This is a genomic window from Phyllobacterium sp. YR620 (genome assembly GCF_900104165.1).
GTDB classification, from domain to species: domain Bacteria; phylum Pseudomonadota; class Alphaproteobacteria; order Rhizobiales; family Rhizobiaceae; genus Phyllobacterium; species Phyllobacterium pellucidum.
On record NZ_FNJP01000001.1, the window covers coordinates 94,991 to 111,994 of the forward strand.

15 protein-coding genes are annotated in these 17,004 nt (G+C 58.8%); 8 read left to right on the top strand and 7 right to left on the bottom strand.

All coding sequences use genetic code 11. The features are described from left to right. The first annotated feature begins 31 nt into the window (after positions 1-31). The 4 genes from BLR72_RS00430 (at position 32) to BLR72_RS00445 (ending at position 5,738) form a co-directional block, all read left to right on the top strand. Positions 32-1,585 carry an amino acid permease gene (locus tag BLR72_RS00430; protein ID WP_027229528.1) on the top strand — a complete coding sequence of 518 codons (1,554 nt, stop codon included), beginning with the start codon at positions 32-34 and terminating at the stop codon, positions 1,583-1,585. Between the two features lie 82 nt (positions 1,586-1,667). Further along, the gene (locus BLR72_RS00435) at positions 1,668-3,038 is read left to right on the top strand and encodes a glutamine synthetase family protein (RefSeq protein WP_027229529.1); all 1,371 of its coding nucleotides are present in this window, start codon (positions 1,668-1,670) and stop codon (positions 3,036-3,038) included. 36 nt (positions 3,039-3,074) lie between these two features. Then, the gene (locus tag BLR72_RS00440) at positions 3,075-4,460 is read left to right on the top strand and encodes an aldehyde dehydrogenase family protein (protein ID WP_091944030.1); all 1,386 of its coding nucleotides are present in this window, start codon (positions 3,075-3,077) and stop codon (positions 4,458-4,460) included. A gap of 111 nt (positions 4,461-4,571) precedes the next feature. Then, positions 4,572-5,738, top strand: coding sequence for an iron-containing alcohol dehydrogenase (locus BLR72_RS00445; RefSeq protein ID WP_091944032.1), 1,167 nt, complete (start codon positions 4,572-4,574; stop codon positions 5,736-5,738). An 85-nt stretch (positions 5,739-5,823) separates the two neighbouring features. On the opposite strand, the gene BLR72_RS00450 is transcribed toward BLR72_RS00445, so the two are convergent. From BLR72_RS00450 to BLR72_RS00475, 6 genes are all read right to left on the bottom strand, one after another. Next, positions 5,824-6,888, bottom strand: a complete 1,065-nt coding sequence (locus BLR72_RS00450; protein WP_091944035.1) for an ABC transporter ATP-binding protein — start codon at positions 6,886-6,888, stop codon at positions 5,824-5,826. 17 nt (positions 6,889-6,905) lie between these two features. After that, the gene (locus BLR72_RS00455) at positions 6,906-7,697 is read right to left on the bottom strand and encodes an ABC transporter permease (protein WP_027229535.1); all 792 of its coding nucleotides are present in this window, start codon (positions 7,695-7,697) and stop codon (positions 6,906-6,908) included. Next, positions 7,694-8,593 carry an ABC transporter permease gene (locus BLR72_RS00460; RefSeq protein WP_091944038.1) on the bottom strand — a complete coding sequence of 300 codons (900 nt, stop codon included), beginning with the start codon at positions 8,591-8,593 and terminating at the stop codon, positions 7,694-7,696. The genes BLR72_RS00455 and BLR72_RS00460 overlap by 4 nt, the downstream gene beginning before the upstream one ends. Positions 8,594-8,758: 165 nt before the next feature. Then, complete coding sequence (locus BLR72_RS00465; protein ID WP_027229537.1) at positions 8,759-9,862, bottom strand: ABC transporter substrate-binding protein; 1,104 nt, start codon at positions 9,860-9,862, stop codon at positions 8,759-8,761. A 268-nt stretch (positions 9,863-10,130) separates the two neighbouring features. Next, positions 10,131-11,720, bottom strand: a complete 1,590-nt coding sequence (locus tag BLR72_RS00470; RefSeq protein WP_091944040.1) for a DHA2 family efflux MFS transporter permease subunit — start codon at positions 11,718-11,720, stop codon at positions 10,131-10,133. An 18-nt stretch (positions 11,721-11,738) separates the two neighbouring features. Next, positions 11,739-12,920, bottom strand: a complete 1,182-nt coding sequence (locus tag BLR72_RS00475) for an HlyD family secretion protein (protein ID WP_091944043.1) — start codon at positions 12,918-12,920, stop codon at positions 11,739-11,741. A gap of 146 nt (positions 12,921-13,066) precedes the next feature. On the opposite strand from BLR72_RS00475, the gene BLR72_RS00480 reads away from it, so the two are divergent. Then, entirely contained in the window at positions 13,067-13,759 is a 693-nt protein-coding gene (locus tag BLR72_RS00480) for a TetR/AcrR family transcriptional regulator (RefSeq protein WP_091944045.1), read from the top strand. A gap of 13 nt (positions 13,760-13,772) precedes the next feature. Here the strand turns inward: BLR72_RS00480 and BLR72_RS00485 are convergent, their stop codons facing one another. Next, positions 13,773-14,177, bottom strand: coding sequence for a Fur family transcriptional regulator (locus BLR72_RS00485; RefSeq protein WP_091944048.1), 405 nt, complete (start codon positions 14,175-14,177; stop codon positions 13,773-13,775). 178 nt (positions 14,178-14,355) lie between these two features. Here BLR72_RS00485 and aztA point away from each other — a divergent pair, with 178 nt between their 5' ends. From aztA to aztC, 3 genes are read left to right on the top strand one after another with little or no spacing between them, the layout of a single operon-like run. Further along, positions 14,356-15,186 carry a zinc ABC transporter ATP-binding protein AztA gene (gene aztA / locus BLR72_RS00490; protein WP_091944051.1) on the top strand — a complete coding sequence of 277 codons (831 nt, stop codon included), beginning with the start codon at positions 14,356-14,358 and terminating at the stop codon, positions 15,184-15,186. Beyond that, a complete protein-coding gene (gene aztB, locus BLR72_RS00495; protein ID WP_091944054.1) occupies positions 15,179-16,045 on the top strand; it encodes a zinc ABC transporter permease AztB in 867 nt (288 codons plus the stop codon). Before aztA ends, aztB begins: the two co-directional genes overlap by 8 nt. A gap of 19 nt (positions 16,046-16,064) precedes the next feature. Continuing rightward, positions 16,065-17,003 (top strand): zinc ABC transporter substrate-binding protein AztC, encoded by a 939-nt coding sequence (gene aztC, locus BLR72_RS00500; protein ID WP_091946372.1) that lies wholly within the window; start codon positions 16,065-16,067, stop codon positions 17,001-17,003. The last annotated feature ends 1 nt before the right edge of the window (position 17,004 follow it).

The window sequence follows — 17,004 nt, forward strand, 5'->3', positions numbered from 1 at the left end:
TTGCAACTTACCAGAATAATAGGGGAACGTGATGACACAGCAGGACTATACTGACACAGATAAATCGGAGGACATAAAGGTCCTTCACAGCATGGGCTACGCCCAGGAACTGGAGCGGCGGCTCAGCCGCTTTTCCAACTTTGCCGTCTCCTTTTCGATCATCTGCATTCTTTCCGGCGGTATCAACTCGCTGGCCCAGGCCACGTCGGGCGCGGGCGGCATCGGCATCGGTATCGGCTGGCTGGTGGGCTGCTTCGTCTCGCTGACCTTTGCCGTCGCCATGTCGCAGATCAGCTCCGCCTATCCGACAGCGGGCGGGCTCTACCATTGGGGTTCGATCCTCGGCAATCGCGGTACCGGCTGGGTAACGGCCTGGCTCAATCTGCTTGGTCTCATCACCGTTCTTGGCGCCATCAATGTCGGCACCTGGACGTTCTTCGTCGGCGCCTTCGGCCCGGCGCTCGGCATTGAGAACACGCTGACGACGCAGATGATCTTTCTCGTGATCATCACCGGCGCCCAAGCGCTCATCAACCACCTCGGCATTAAGCTCACGGCGAAACTCACCGACTTCTCCGGCTACCTGATCTTCTTCGGGTCGATCCTTATTGCGGTCGTGTGCCTTCTCTCCGCCGAGACCTGGGACTTCAGCCGTCTCTTCTCGTTCCACAATTATTCCGGCGAAGCGGGTGGCAACGTCTGGCCGTCGGTATCGAACGCATGGGTGTTCGCACTCGGCCTCTTGCTGCCGATCTATACGATCACCGGCTACGATGCCTCCGCGCATACATCCGAAGAAACACTGAAGGCCGCAAGTTCCGTGCCGCGCGCCATGGTCATGTCGGTCGTGTGGTCGGCGATCTTCGGCTACCTGTTCCTTGCCGCTTTCGTGTTGATGATCCCGAACATGGACGAGGCCGCAGCACAGGGCTGGAACGTTTTCTTCTGGGCTTTCGACCAGCGCGTCGGCACCGGCCTTAAGGAATTCGTCTATATCGTCGTCTTCCTGGCGCAGCTGCTTTGCGGTCTCGCCACGGTGACATCGGCGTCGCGCATGATCTTCGCATTCTCGCGTGACGGGGGCCTGCCGGGCTCCGCTGCACTCGCCAAGGTCAGCCCGACCTACCGCACGCCGGTTGCCGCTATCTGGACGGCCGCAGTGCTTTCGGTTCTGTTCGTCTGGGGCTCGTCGATCGTCTCCGTTGCCGGTACCTCGGCCTATACGATCGTCGTTTCGTGCACGGTCATCTTCCTGTTCCTGTCGTTCACCGTTCCGATCGTTCTCGGCCTCCTCGCCTGGGGAACGCCGAAGTGGGACAAGATGGGACCATGGAACATGGGACGCGGCATCTTCACGCTGTTCGCGATCCTGTCGGTTATTTCGATGATCCTGATCTTCATCATCGGCATTCAGCCGCCGAATGACTGGGCGCTCTACATCACGGTAGGCTTCTTCATCCTGACGGCAATCGTCTGGTTCGCCTTCGAAAAGCGTCGTTTCCAGGGTCCTCCACTCGGCGAAATCATTGCCGCACGTCAGGCTGCGATCAAGGCAGCCGAGCAGGCCGTCGGCGAACGAAGCTGACCCACGCAAGGGCGGCGACTTGGCTTACTGGTCGCCGCCCTTATTTTGCCCGTGATGAATATATCTCGTACAAGGAAAGACTATGCCCGGACATTGGAGTTTCGACGAACTAAAGCGCCACGTGACCAATGGCGAGATCGATACGGTACTGGCCTGTTTCGTCGACATGCAGGGCCGCCTCGTCGGCAAGCGGTTCCACGCTTCCTATTTCGTCGAGTCGGCGCATGACGAAACGCATGGCTGCAACTATCTCCTGGCCAACGACATCGATATGGAGCCGGTGCCAGGCTACAAGGCCGCGAGCTGGCAGCAGGGCTATGGCGATTTCGTCATCAAGCCCGATCTTTCGACCATCCGCCATATCCCGTGGCTCGAAAAATGCGCCCTCGTTCTCTGCGACATTCTCGACCATCATCATCACGAGGACCTGCCGCATTCGCCGCGCAGCATCCTGAAGCGCCAACTCGCGCGATTGAAGGATCGTGGCTATCTCGCCTATTTTGCATCGGAACTCGAATTCTATCTCTTCGACGAGACCTATGAGACGGCGCGGGCCAAGAACTGGAAGGGCATGGCAACGGCTTCGCCCTATATCCAGGATTATATTATCCAGATGACGACCAAGGAAGATGTGGTCATGCGGGCCATCCGCAATGGCCTGTTCGACGCCGGCATACCGGTCGAGAATTCCAAGGGAGAGTGGGGCCCGGGCCAGGAAGAGATAAATGTGCGCTATGCCGAGGCGCTGGAAATGGCCGACCGCCACGTCGTCATGAAAAATGGCTGCAAGGAGATCGCCACCCAGATGGGCAAGGCGATCACTTTCATGGCAAAGTACGATTATTCTCTCGCCGGCAGTTCGAGCCATGTCCACAATTCATTATGGAGCGCCGACGGCAAGACCCCGCTCTTCTACGACAAGAACGCCGAACACACGATGTCAGCGCTGATGCGTCAGTGGGTGGCCGGCCAATTGAAATATGCCGATGATTTCACCTATTTTCTCGCGCCTTACATCAACTCTTATAAGCGCTTTCAGGCCGGTACCTTCGCGCCCACGAAGAATGTATGGAGCCTCGACAACCGCACGGCGGGTTTCCGTCTTTGCGGCGAAGGCACCAAGGGCATCCGCATCGAATGCCGCATCGGCGGTGCGGATCTCAATCCATACCTCGCTTTCGCCGGACTGATTGCCTCGGGGCTGGCGGGAATCGACGAGAAACTGGAGCTTGCCGCGCCCTTCAAGGGTGACGCCTATGGCGGCGCTCGTCTCAAGGAAATTCCGAAGACGCTGCGTGACGCCACCGAAACGCTTGCCCGTTCCAAGATGCTCAAAACCGCGCTGGGCGACGATGTTGTGGAGCACTATGTCCACACCGCGCGCTGGGAACAGTTCGAATATGATCGGCGCGTGACCGACTGGGAGTTGCATCGCGGCTTCGAACGGTATTGAAGACGGAACACCAGAACCAGACTAGAGGTTGAACCCATGGCCGACACGGTCAAACTGATTACCCCCATTGACGGATCCGTCTATGCGGAACGCCCCATCGCTACCGACAAAGCCGTGGATGCAGCGGTGGAAGCAGCGAAACTTGCGCAGACGGATTGGGCGCAGACGAGCATCGAAGAGCGCGGACGGCTCTGTCTTGCGGCGCTTGACGCGCTGCTCGCCATGAATGACGAGATCGTGCCGGAGATCGCCTGGCAAATGGGCCGTCCCGTGCGCTATGGCGGTGAAAAGGGCGGCGTCGAGGAGCGTACCCGCTATATGGTCCGCATCGCCGAGCAGGCGCTTGCGCCCGTCGTCGAAAACGACAGGCCGGGCTTTCGCCGCTACATCAAGCATGTGCCGCTCGGCGTCGTCATGGTCATTGCGCCGTGGAACTATCCGTACCTCACTGCAGTCAACACGATCATTCCCGCGCTGATGGCCGGCAATGCCGTGATCCTTAAGCACGCGGCGCAGACGCTGCTCGTTGGAGAACGCTTCGCGCAGGCTTTCGAGAGGGCGGGGCTACCCAAGGGTGTCTTCCAGAACATCGTTCTCAGCCACGCCCAGACCGAAAAGCTGCTGGGTTCCGGCCGTATCGACCATGTGAATTTCACCGGGTCGGTGGCGGGTGGTCGTGCCATCGAGAAGGCGGCAGCGGGGACGTTCATGACACTTGGCCTTGAACTTGGAGGCAAGGATCCGGCCTACGTGTTGCCGGATGTCAATCTCGACCATGCCGTCGCTAACCTCGTCGATGGCGCGTTCTTCAATTCGGGTCAATGCTGCTGCGGCATCGAGCGCATATATGTGCATGAGAACGTCTATGACCGCTTCATCGACGGCTTCATCGACCTGACCAAGCAGTATGTGGTCGGCAATCCGCTGGATGCAGAGACGACAATGGGACCGATGGCGCAGACGCGCTTTGCCGATCTTGTGCGCGAGCAAAAGGCGGAGGCGCTGCGTAAGGGCGCCAAGGCCCATGTCAACATGCGTGTCGCCAAGGACATTGCAGGTTCGCCCTACCTCGCCCCAGAGGTATTGACGGGCGTCGATCATCAGATGAGCGTGATGCGAGAAGAGAGTTTTGGCCCGATCGTCGGCATCATGAAGGTGCGCAATGACGAGGAGGCGCTCGCGCTGATGAACGACAGCCAGTACGGCCTTACGGCATCGCTGTGGACGACCGACACCGACCACGCCGCCAAGATCGGCGATCGGATTGAAACCGGCACCGTGTTCATGAATCGCTGCGACTATATCGATCCGGCGCTGGTCTGGACCGGGGTCAAAGAGACGGGCAAGGGCGGTGCCATGTCCGCGATCGGCTATGGCAATCTCACCCGGCCGAAGTCGTATCATTTGCGCGAAGCCATTTGATCATGATCTACCCTCCTCTGGGCTACCGCCCATCTTCCGACAGGGGAGATGTCCGGCAGGCAGAGGGGGTAATCTCACATACTGATCCCATCCATCCGAAAGAAAAATCACATGAGCAAACTCATTTCCAAGTGGAATTATCCGACGACGGTTCGTTTCGGCGCGGGGCGCATCAAGGAACTGCCGGAAGTGCTGGAAGCGACGGGGATCAAAAATCCGCTGTTCGTCACCGATCCAGGGCTCGCCAGACTGCCGGTCGTAGCGAGCACGCTGAAAATCCTCGACGACGCCAAAGTGCCCTATGGGGTATTCTCGGATGTGAAACCCAATCCGGTGGAATCGAACCTGACGGCGGGTATCGCCGCCTTCAAAAAGGGCAAGCATGATGGCGTCATCGCTTTTGGTGGCGGTTCGGCGCTCGACCTCGGCAAGCTGATCGCCTTTCAGGCCGGGCAGACACGATCGCTCTGGGATTTCGAGGACATCGGAGACTGGTGGACGCGGGCAAATAGCGATGCGATCGCGCCGGTCATTGCCGTCCCGACAACGGCCGGAACCGGGTCTGAGGTCGGCCGCGCCGGCGTGATCACCCATGAAGAAAGCCACACCAAAAAGGTAATCTTCCACCCGAAGATGCTGCCGGCGATTGTGATTGCCGATCCCGAACTTTCGGTCGGCATGCCGGCATTCATCACCGCAGGCACGGGCATGGATGCGCTCGCCCACTGCCTCGAAGCCTATTGCGCGCCGGGCTATCACCCGATGGCCGACGGCATCGCGGTCGAAGGCATCCGGCTGGTATTCGAAAACCTCCCCAAGGCCTTTGCCGACGGCAAGGACTTGACTGCGCGTGCGCACATGATGAGCGCAGCAGCCATGGGTGCAACGGCGTTTCAGAAAGGGCTTGGCGCAATCCATTCGTTGTCGCATCCGATCGGCGCGATCTACGATACGCATCACGGCATGACCAATGCGGTGTTCATGCCCTATGTGCTCGCCTTCAACCGCGACGCCGTCGAGGAGCGAATTGGCCGCCTTGCGAACTATATCGGCATCAAGGGGGGCTTCGACGGCTTTGCCAAGGCGGTGTTGAAACTGCGTAAGGAACTGAAAGTCCCGCACACGCTGCCCGGCCTAATCAAGGATCTGGACATGAGCAAGAAGCAGAAGGAACACATCGCGGATATGGCGATTGTCGATCCGACGGCCGGTGGCAATCCAGTGAAACTCACCAAGAAAGCGGCGCTGAAACTGCTTGATGAAGCGATTGCGGGATAGCCGCAGATACTGCGATTAAACAAGGGGGCGCGGGAAACGGCGCTCCCGTCCAGTCGTGAGATTGCATGGCACTTGAGTTCAAGACTTAGTGCCCGAGGACCAGGAGGTCCTTTGCAGCGAGGCTGACCTTGACGTTCTCGCCGGGTTCCGGCGGCGGAGCGCTCGGATTGTTGAACGTATCGAACGAGACGACGTTTTCGCCAAGCGATGCGCGGATACGGATCACCGAGCCGAGGAAGTGCACGCTGTTGATCTTGCCGTAGAGCGTTGTCTCGCGTTTGTCCGTGGCTTCGCCAAGGCTGACCGCCTCGGGGCGCACCGCGAGCGAAATCCGGTCGCCGGACTGGTGACCGTTGAGGCGCGGACCGATGGCGACATCCTTGCCGTCAACTGTGATGATGCCGGTCTTGGCGTCGCGAACCACGGCGTCGATCGTATTCAGCGTCCCGACGAACGAGGCGACAAAGCGTGATGCCGGCTGGTTGTAGATCTCGAAGGGAGCGCCGACCTGCTCGGCACGGCCCTCATACATGACGACAATGCGATCGGATATAGACAGCGCTTCTTCCTGGTCGTGCGTCACGAAGATGGTGGTGATGCCGAGCTTGCGCTGGATGGCGCGAATTTCCTCGCGCAGCGAGACGCGGATCTTGGCATCGAGGGCCGAGAGCGGTTCATCGAGCAACAGCACCTGCGGCTTCGTCGCGAGCGCCCGCGCCAGCGCGACGCGCTGCTGCTGTCCGCCGGAAAGCTGATAGGGGAAGCGCTCGGCCAGGTGATCGAGTTTGATCAAGGACAGCATCTCTTGCACCGTCGCAGTGATTTCAGCCTGCGGCTTCTTTGCCACCTTCAGACCGAAGGCAACATTCTGCGCAACCGTCATATTGGGAAAGAGAGCATAGGCCTGAAAGACCATGCCGATATTGCGCTGGTTCGGCTTCAAGTTGACGACATCTTTGCCGCCGATGCTGATGCTGCCCAAAGACGGCGTTTCGAAGCCCGCAACCATGCGCAGCACCGTCGTCTTGCCGCACCCACTCGGCCCGAGGAACGAAATGAATTCGCCTTTCTCGACGTTAAGATTGAAATCATGAACGACGGTTGTGGCTCCGAAGCTCTTTTTCAAATGGCTGATGGTAAGGAACGACATGGTGTTGTTTCTTCCGATTATCGCCGGGTCGCAGCGAGAGATTTGTTAAGGCGGGTAACGACCTGGATGAGGCCCATACAGACCCAGGTAATGGCGAAGGCAATCACGGATAGAGCGGCCGGCTCATAGGCACGGTTGGCGCCGAGCAATTGCAGGAACGGGCCGAATGCGGGCCGGTTGAGCAGCGCCGCCATGGTGAACTCGCCGATGACGATGGCGAAGGTCAGGAATGCACCCGAAAGCACGGCGACAAGCACATTCGGCAGAATAATGCTCGACATGATGGTGATCCGGCTTGCGCCGAGACTTTCGGCGGCTTCCGTCATGGTCCGTATATCGATGGCGCCAAGGCCGGTGTCGACAGCACGGTACATATAGGGCAGCGCCAATGTGGTATAGCCGAGGCAAAGCAGGATGTTGGTTCCCATCGCAGATCCGGTCAGAGGCAAGATCGACGAGGTATTATAAAGGCGAATATAGCCGAAGACGATAACGATTGCGGGAATGACCAGCGGCAACAGGGTGATGAACTCGATGAACGGACGCAACCCCGGTAGTCGCAGCCGTACCCAATAGGCGGTCGGAACGACCAGGACTACGCCGACGATGATCGTCGCGATGGCCATGACCACGGAATAACCGAAGGTTGCCTGAAAGCCCGGATCGCTCAAGACGACCCAGTAGGCGTCAAGCGAATAGGTACCGCGCCGCATCCGCAGCGAAAACTCGAGAAGGCCGATCAGCGGCAATGTGAAATAGAGGATGCCGAAGGCGAGCGCGAGCCAAGACCAGAAGCGATTCGTCTTCATTTGAGCCACCGTTCGCTGCGGGCACGCATCCAGATATAGACGCCGTTGGAAATGCCGGTGATGACGATCATGCCGAAGGCGAGCGCGTAGCCGAGTTGCGGGTCCTGCAGGACGTCGCCGCGGATCTGCGCATAAAGGACGATAGGCACGATACTGAGCGAAGACCCGGTCAGCGCATAGGCGGTGGCGATTGCTCCAAACGAATTGGCAAACAGCAGCAGGATCGTGCCCAGCAATGCCGGCCAGAGAATCGGAAAGGCAACCATTCGCCAATACTGGTTCTTCGTCGCGCCGAGAATGAGCGCAGCTTCCCGCCATTCCCGCTTTAATCCGTCAAGCGCCGGCGTGATGATGAGGACCATCAGCGGAATCTGGAAGTAGAGATACGTTATCGTCAGGCCCCAGAAGCTCAGCAGGTTGAAGCCGTGGGCGTAGAGGTTGAAGCCGAAGACGTTCAACAAAAGATAGGTAACGAGCCCGGTGCGCCCCAATGTAAACAGGAAGGCGTAGGCGAGGGGAACGCCGGCAAAATTCGAGGCGACGCCGGAGAATGTCATCAACGGTGCTCGTATCCATGCAGGCAGACCGCCCAGGACGACGGCGGCGGCGATGGCGAAGCCAATTCCCGCGCCAAGTAGGGCAGAGGCCAGCGAAATCTTGATCGAGATCCAGTAGGCGTTGAGGATCGACGGCTGGAAGAGGTTGGCGATATTGGCAAAAGTCAGTTTGCCTTGCGGATCCTGGAATGCGCCTGCAACGAGAAAGACGGTCGGCAAGACCAGGAACAGGAGGGCAAAGATCATGAACGGCATGACGCCGAGCCAATCGAGCGAAAGCCGCTTTTTCTCGGCCGCCGCGACGGGAAGTGTAGGACCTGGTTCTGAGATTGCACTCATGGAGTGTTCGAGACCGCTTCTTGGGTTCAAATTCCTGGTGCAGGATACCAGCACAGGATGAGCCGACAATCGCTTTCAGATAAGCCCGCGTGTGCAACCTAGCACAACGCGTTGCTCAATGCAGGAATCCCCGCGGATTGCTCCGCGGGGATCGCTGAATGCGGCTTACTGGACGTTGGCGCCGACGACCTTGTCCCAACCCTTGGTGATGACTTCCTTGGCGGCAGCCTGTTCATCGAGCGTTGGGAAGAATGCCTTCTCGTATGCTGCTGCTGGCGGAAGCTTGTCGAGAAGTTCCTTCGGGACCTTGTTGTTCTTTACCAGGTCCTGGAAACGGGCCGGGTGGCAATAGCCCTTGAGGTAGCCGATCTGGCCTTCGTCGGAATAGAGGTATTCCATCCAGAGCTTGGCAGCATTCGGGTGCGGTGCGTAGGCGCTTATGGCCTGCACGTAAACGCCGGCCAGAACGCCGGACGGCGGAACGACGACTTCAACCGGCGGGTTGCCCTTGAGGGTGTCACGGCCGGCGAGAGCATTGTAGTCCCAGCTGATGATGATCGGGGTTGCACCCTGTGCGAGCGTGCCGGACTTGCCGATGACCGGAACGAAGTTGCCAGCTTTGTTGAGTTCGGCAAAGTACTTCAGGCCGGCTTCGCCGCCTGCGGCGCCGGGCTTGGCGCCTGTCGACGCGCCGGCAGCCGAAACGGCGAGGATCGCCTGGTTCGAGGCGCGCGGATCACCGGCCAGCGCAACGCTGTTGGCATATTCCGGCTTGAGCAGGTCGGCCCAATCCTTCGGGACGTTCTTGACGATATCGGTGTTTACCTGCAGCGACATGACGCCATAATAGTCGCCGAACCAATGGCCGTCGGCGTCCTTCAGTTCGGCCGGGATCGAATCCCAGGTCGATACCTTGTAAGGCATCGTCAGGCCGTCTTTCTTGGCGTCGGGGCCGAACGAAAGACCGACGTCGATGACGTCAGGAGCCTGCGGACCCTTGTTGTCCTTGTTCGCCTTGATGGCTTCGACTTCGTCCTTCGAACCGGCATCCGGGTTGAGTTCGTTGACTTCGAGGCCGTACTTGGCTTTGAAGCCGGCGATGATGTCACCATATCCGCACCAGTCGTGCGGCAAGGCGATCGTCGTCAACGTGCCTTCCTTCTTGGCCGCGGCGACCAGTTCGGCCGGTGCTTCGGCGAACGAAATCGTCGTACCCGCGAACAGCACAGCCGTCGACAGCGCGAGCAATCGTTTGGAATAATCGATCATTTGGTAAACCCCTTTTGCGATACGTCATTGGCTCTTTTGGACGTTCTGCTCCCCGATAAAGGTCTCTCATGTCAGTTGGATGACAGACCGATGACAAGCTGGTGAACGTCTTCTCCCTGAGCGGGTACGCTGGAGTGAACCACTTTTTTCGTGGCTTAGCAATTAATACGAAAGGTACATCTTACGCATTAGTTCGAGTAGCTTAGCTGACCCGGAAATGGCGAGGGGAACCCGCAGGCAATATGCGCCGACTAAATAGTTATTCCGTTCAGTGGCCGCCGCCGCCCCCGGGCGCTGGTGCGCCGGGTTTGCGCATGAGAATGGCAAAAACCGCAAGCGAGGCAAAGAGCAGCGTCAGGATGTAGAAAACATCCATGAACGACAGGAGCGAGGCCTGTTGATGCACCATCCCCGAGACCTTGCTCAGCGCCGTTGTCGGGCCGTCGAGGCCGTTGGCCGCAAACTTCCTGGTCATGCTGTCGATGAGTTCCTGCGCTTCAGGATTACCCCAGCGAACGTTCTCCGAAAGCTGCGCATAGTGTAATGCTCCACGGTCCGTGAGAATTGTGTTGATAACCGCAAGCCCTACCGCACCGCCGAGATTACGCGTCAGGTTGAAAAGTCCCGAAGCATTCTTCAATCGCGACGGTGGCAATGTGCCGAGCGCCAGATTGTTGATCGGCACCATGCACAGCATCAGCGAGCAGCCACGCAGGATCTGTGGAATGAGAAGCTCGTAGAAATCCCAGTCGGCGGTGAGATGCGTCATGGTCCAGGTGCCGGCGGCAAAGCCAAGGAAGCCGATCATGATCATGATGCGCGGATCCATGCGGCCGGAAAGGAAGCCGGCAATCGGTGCCGTCAGGAACATGGAAAGGCCGCTGACAAACAGCGCCTCGCCGATCATCAGCGCATCGTAGCCGCGAATGCGGCCAAGATAGACCGGATAAATATAGGTCAAGCCATAGAGGCCGATACCGAGGACGAATGAGAATGCCGACCCGAACGCGAAGTTCAGGTTCTTGAAGGCGAAAAGGTCGACGATCGGCTGTTCGGCGGTAAAGGCGCGATAGAAGAAGGTGACGGCGCCGATCACGAGCACGATGCTGCAATAAAAGATTGTCGTGTCCTGCAGCCAGTCATTGCGCGGGCCTTCCTCCAGAACGTATTCGAGCGAACCAAGGAACGCTGCCATGCCGGCAAGCCCCCACCAGTCGAACTTGCTGAGCAGCGAGCGATCGCCCTTGTCGAAGTCGATGAGGTTCCAGGTGGCGACGGCGACCAGAATGCCCGGTATGACGTTGACGAGGAAGAGCCAGTGCCAGGAGAAAGCGTTGCTCAAATAGCCGCCGACTGTCGGACCGATTGTCGGCGCGAGCGTGGCGACGAGACCGATCATCGGCGAAACGATCGAGCGCTTGGAAGGCGGGAAAATGGTAAAGGCCGCAGCAAAAACGCTGGGGATCATTCCGCCGCCGATAAAGCCCTGGATCGCGCGGTAGATGATCATCTGGTCGATGTTCGTCGCCGTCGCACAAAGAATGCTGGCGAGCGTGAAGCCTGCGGCCGATGCCGAAAAGAGGACACGTGTCGAAAGCAGCCGTCCGAGGAACCCGGACAGCGGAATCATGATGACTTCGGCGATGAGGTAGGACGTCTGCACCCAGGAGATTTCATCGGAACTGGCGCTGAGGCCGGCCTGGATTTCGGCCAGCGAGGCCGAGACGATCTGAATGTCGAGAATCGCCATGAACATGCCAAAGACCATGGCGAGGAAGGCGATCGCCTTCTTCGGATCGATATGTTCGTCAGGAACCGCAGGTGCTGCGGGCCCTCCGATGGCTGCGGCTTTTGACATGATTCTCGGCCTATCCGGCTATGAGCTCGGCGTCGTGCGGGTATCGACGTCGACGACAACGCTCAAACCAGCCTGGAGCTTGCCGCTGGCAAGCACGTCGGCGGGCAAGGCGATACGGACGGGTACGCGCTGGACGACCTTGGTGAAGTTGCCGGTCGCGTTTTCAGGCGGAAGCAGCGAGAACACGGCGCCCGATGCGGGCGCCACGGAGGCAACGGTGCCTTCGAAGGTCTCGCCCGACAGCGCGTCGACACGTACATGCACCTTCTGCCCGACTTCGATATCCTTGAGCTGCGTTTCCTTGTAGTTCGCATCGATATAGAGCGCATTCACCGGAACGAGGGCCGCGAGGCGCTGACCCGAGCTGACGAGATCGCCCTTCTTGGCGGCAAGATTGCCGACGACGCCATCCACTGGCGCGCGGATGATGGTGAAGCCCAGGTCGCGAGCGGCCTTGTCCTTGGCGAGTTGCAGCGAGGCGATCGCGCTTTCAGCTTCCTTATACTGGGCGTCGAGCACGCCGATATTGGCGTTTGCCGTGGCAATCTGCGCATCGGACGAAGCGATGTTCGCCTTTGCCTGGTCGAGAGCTGCCGTCGCGTCATCGAGCTGCGACTGCGATGCAAAGCTCGTTGCATGAAGCTGCTTGGCACGAACCGAAGAGTTCTCCGCATTGGTCAGCACGGCCTGGGCAGCAAGCTTGCCAGCCTGGGCCTGCTGCAACGAAGCCCTGGCGGCTTCCGTCTGCGCCTTGATACGGTCGAGAGAAAGTCTTTGCGTTTCGATCTGCGCCTCGGCCTGCTTCTCGGCAATCGTATAGTCGCCATTGTCAAGCGTGATCAACGGGTCGCCCGCCTTAACGCGCTGGTTGGCAACGACATTGATCGTGTCGATATAGCCCATGACCTTCGGGGCAATGGCAGTGATATCGCCCTGAACGTAGGCGTCGTCAGTTGAAACCATGAATCGGCCCGTCGTCCACCACTCGTGGCCGTACCAGGCGCCTGCGCACAGGGCAGCGACAACCACGACCGGCAGGATCAAGCGCTTCTTCGAACGCTTCTTCGGCACTGCCGGCGCTGCCGCGGCAATGTCGGCTTGCGGCGCTTCGACCTTCGCCGGAGCCTCTACCTTGGCGGCAGGAGCCGGGGCCGGAAACTGACGGATATCAGCTTCATTCTTTGCTTTGGACGCTGGCATTGAAAGGCTCTTTCTTATGGAATTCACTCTGAAAAGTGATTGAACCAATCGGTTCGATCATTGACATAGCGCAAATGGAGGCGCATATCAAGTGGATCGAACCGACTGGTTCGAAAAAGAATCGGAAATAAGGAAAATACTTTCATATGTCGTCTACCAAGCCATACGTCGTGAAGGCGCACCCCCTTTCGGATGCCGAGTTCATGACCGATGGGGACCGTCCGGGCCGCCTTGCAGCGGGCCAGGATCCGGCCAAGCGTCAGCAGATCCTCGAGGGGGCAAACCGCATTTTCTCGCAAATGGGATTTGATGCGGCCAGCATGAATGACATCACGCGTGAGGCCGGCGTTTCAAAGGGCACGATCTACGTTTACTTCGACAGCAAGGAAGAGCTCTTCATGGAGCTCTGCAATCACTATCGCGAAGTGCTGTTTGCCGACATCTATCATGCGCTCGAAAGCGAAGGCGATTTGCGCGACGCTCTGATCGAGTTCGGCACTGCTCTGGCGACGGTCGTAACCTCCGATGTCGTCATCCGCGCGCAGCGTGTCGTCATCGGCGTTGCCGAGCGCATGCCGTCAATGAGCCGCGATTTCTACGAAAGGGGTCCGCGGCGTGGCCAGGCGCTTATGCGGGCGCTGATCGACAAGCATGTCGCCGCCGGAACCCTCGACATCGAGGACACCGAGCTTGCAACCTATCAGCTGGCTGACCTTTTCATGTCAGGCCTTTTCAAGAAGCGCATATTCGGCTGCATGGCGACGCCTCCGTCGCCCGCGCTTATCCGCAAGACCGTGACATCCGGCGTGGATATTTGGCTGAAGGCCTACAAACGCTGATTGTAGAAGGCGATTAGGCCGCCGCGCAGTTGGCGCAAACGCCGCGTATTTCAATCGTGGTTTTCGACTGCCTGAAGCCGTTTTCGCTTGTCCACTCGCGCACGCGTCCCGTGATCACTTCATCGGAAAATTCAGATACCTGACCGCATTTCTCGCAGATGGCAAAGGCGGTCATGCCATGGCTGTGGCTGTGGTTGTGCGGATGCGAACAGGCGACGAAGGCATTGATGCTTTCGAGCCGGTGGATCATGCCGTAGTCGAGCAATTTGTCGAGGGCGCGATAGACCTGGAGCGGGGCGCGGAAACCCTCGCCGCGCAGCTGGTCGAGTATCGTGTAAGCGCTGAGAGGCCCCTCGGCGCGAGCCAGGGCATTGAAAACCAGCGCCTGGTTCTTGGTCAGCTCTTGCGTCGATGTCATTGCCGAAAATGCTCCTTGATCATCAGTAGCAGATAGTCAGTCTTGGGCCTTGGTGCCAGTGGATACACGATTTTCAGCGGTTCTCAAATTCGCCATTGTTGACTAATGTAATAACATCACATATCGATTTGGAAAAGCCCGCGCATTGGCGGCACCTTCAGCGAACGCAGTAGAAACAATGCCCGTACCCTGCCTGACCTTTCGCGACCTTACGCTCGGCTATCACCGGCACCCGGCCGTGCATCATTTGAATGGAAGCGTTCGCCGCGGCTCGCTTACGGCCGTCGTTGGCCTGAACGGGTCGGGCAAATCCACACTGATGAAGGGGATTGTCGGTGTTTTAAAGCCGATGTCGGGGTCCTGTACGGTCGAGAAGGGGACGCGCATTGCCTACCTGCCGCAGCAGTCCGAACTCGACCGCACATTCCCTGCGCGTGTCGTCGATCTCGTCTCGCTTGGCCTTTGGCCAAAGCGCGGACTGCTTGGACGCATCACCGCTGAAGACAAGGAAAGAGTATCCAAGGCCCTGATGAGCGTCGGCCTCGAAGGCTTCGAACTGCGCCCGATCGATACGCTCTCCGGCGGACAGTTGCAGCGTGCGCTATTTGCCAGGGTCCTGCTGCAGGATGCCGATCTCATCTTGCTCGATGAGCCGTTCAATGCGATCGACACGAAAACCGTCAGCGACCTGATCGATCTTATCAAGCGTTGGCACGGCGAGAATCGCACAATTATGGTCGTCGTCCATGATCTCGACCTTGTGCGAGAGCATTTTCCAGAGACGCTACTCCTTGCGCGAAAATCCATCGCCTGGGGCGCATCGCGTGAGACGCTGCGGCCGGAAAATCTCCTGCATGCGCGCCAATTTCACGAGGCCTGGGAAGAGGGTGCGCCCTGGTGGGAGGACGACGACGCCCATTTGGCGGCGCACCACCACGACGACGGTCATCACCATCACGCGCATCATGATCACGAGCACCATCATCACGGGCAGCGCGATCATGTATGATTTCTTTATCGCGCCGTTCGCCGACTACAGCTTCATGCAGCGCGCCTTGCTTGGCTCGATCGCGCTGGCCCTCGGTTCCTGCCCGGTCGGTGTGTTCCTGATGTTGCGGCGCATGAGCCTCACCGGCGATGCGATGGCGCATGCCATCCTGCCTGGCGCCGCGGTCGGCTTTCTCCTTTACGGGCTGCAAATCGTGCCGATGACGATTGGAGGTCTTGTGGCCGGCGTCATCGTCGCGCTCGGCGCCGGCGCCGTCTCGCGCTTCACCATCCAGAAGGAGGACGCGTCGATGGCGGCCTTCTATCTGATTTCACTGGCGCTCGGGGTCCTGATCGTCTCGTTGCGCGGCTCGAATGTCGATTTGATGAATGTGCTTTTTGGAACGGTGCTCGCACTCAACAATGAGGCGCTGAGCCTGATCGGGATAATCTCCGCCATCAGCGTCGTCACGCTCGCCATTTTCTGGCGCGGCCTTGTCGCCGAATGTCTCGATCCGCTCTTCCTGCGCTCGGTAAGCCGTATTGGCACTCCGGTGCATTTCATTTTCCTCGCCCTGGTTGTCATCAACCTCGTCGGCGGCTTCCAGGCGCTCGGCACTCTGCTCGCCGTAGGCCTCATGATGCTGCCGGCCGCTGCTGCCCGCTTCTGGACCTCGCGCGTCGGACCGATGTGCGGTCTTGCCATCGTCATCGGCTGCATTTCATGCGCCGGCGGGCTTTTGATTTCCTATCATTTTGCCGTGCCTTCGGGGCCCGCCATCATTCTATCGGCCGGTGCGATCTATCTGAGTTCGATCGTCATCGGCACACGTGGCGTCATCAATAGCCGCCTGCGTCCTCACCGCCACAGAACCGCCTAGCAAAACTGGAATGGAACACATGAAAACAGCCTTCAAACTTGCCGCAACTGTGAATGTTATACTATTACTGAGCGGGGCATACTCGGCCGCATTTGCCGATCCCCTCAAGGTGGTCTCCAGCTTCACGGTGATTTCGGACTTCGCCAAGAATGTCGGCGGCGACAAGATCAAGCTGACGACCCTCGTCGGTCCGGATGGCGATGCGCATGTCTATGAACCGAAGCCCGCTGATGCCGCGGCGGTGGCCAGCGCCGATGTGGTGCTGGTGAATGGCCTGCATTTCGAAGGCTTTCTGCCGCGTCTCGTTGAAGCGAGCGCCACAAAGGCGCCGATCATTGAGCTGAGCAAGGGCGTCGAGCCGATCAAGAGTGCCGAGGACGAACACCATCATGAAGCGGCCAGCGGCACGCAGCACGAAGAACATGAGGCGTTCGATCCACATGCGTTTCAATCGATCAGCAATGCCAAGATTTATGTGAAGAATATCGTCGATGCCTTCTGCACGGCCGACACTGCAAATTGCGATACCTATAAAAGCAACGCGACCGCCTATACGGCAAAGCTCGACGCAACCGAAACCGATGTCAAGGCGGCAATCGCCTCCATCCCGGAGTCGAAGCGGCTGGTCATCACGTCACATGATGCCTTCGGCTATTTCCAGCATGAATATGGTCTGACCTTCCTCGCGCCTGAGGGCATATCGACGGATTCGGAGGCCTCTGCCGCCGATATTGTCGCCCTGATCAAGCAGATCAAGGAAGACAAGGCCTCGGCGATTTTCGTTGAGAACATCACCAATCCGCGCCTCATCGAGCAGATCGCCAGCGAAACAAAGCTCAAGGTTGGTGGAACGCTCTATTCGGATGCCTTGTCAAAGCCGGATGAGGGTGCAAGCACCTACATCGACATGATGCACCACAATATCGAGACGTTCAAAAAGGCCATCCTCGGCAGTTGAT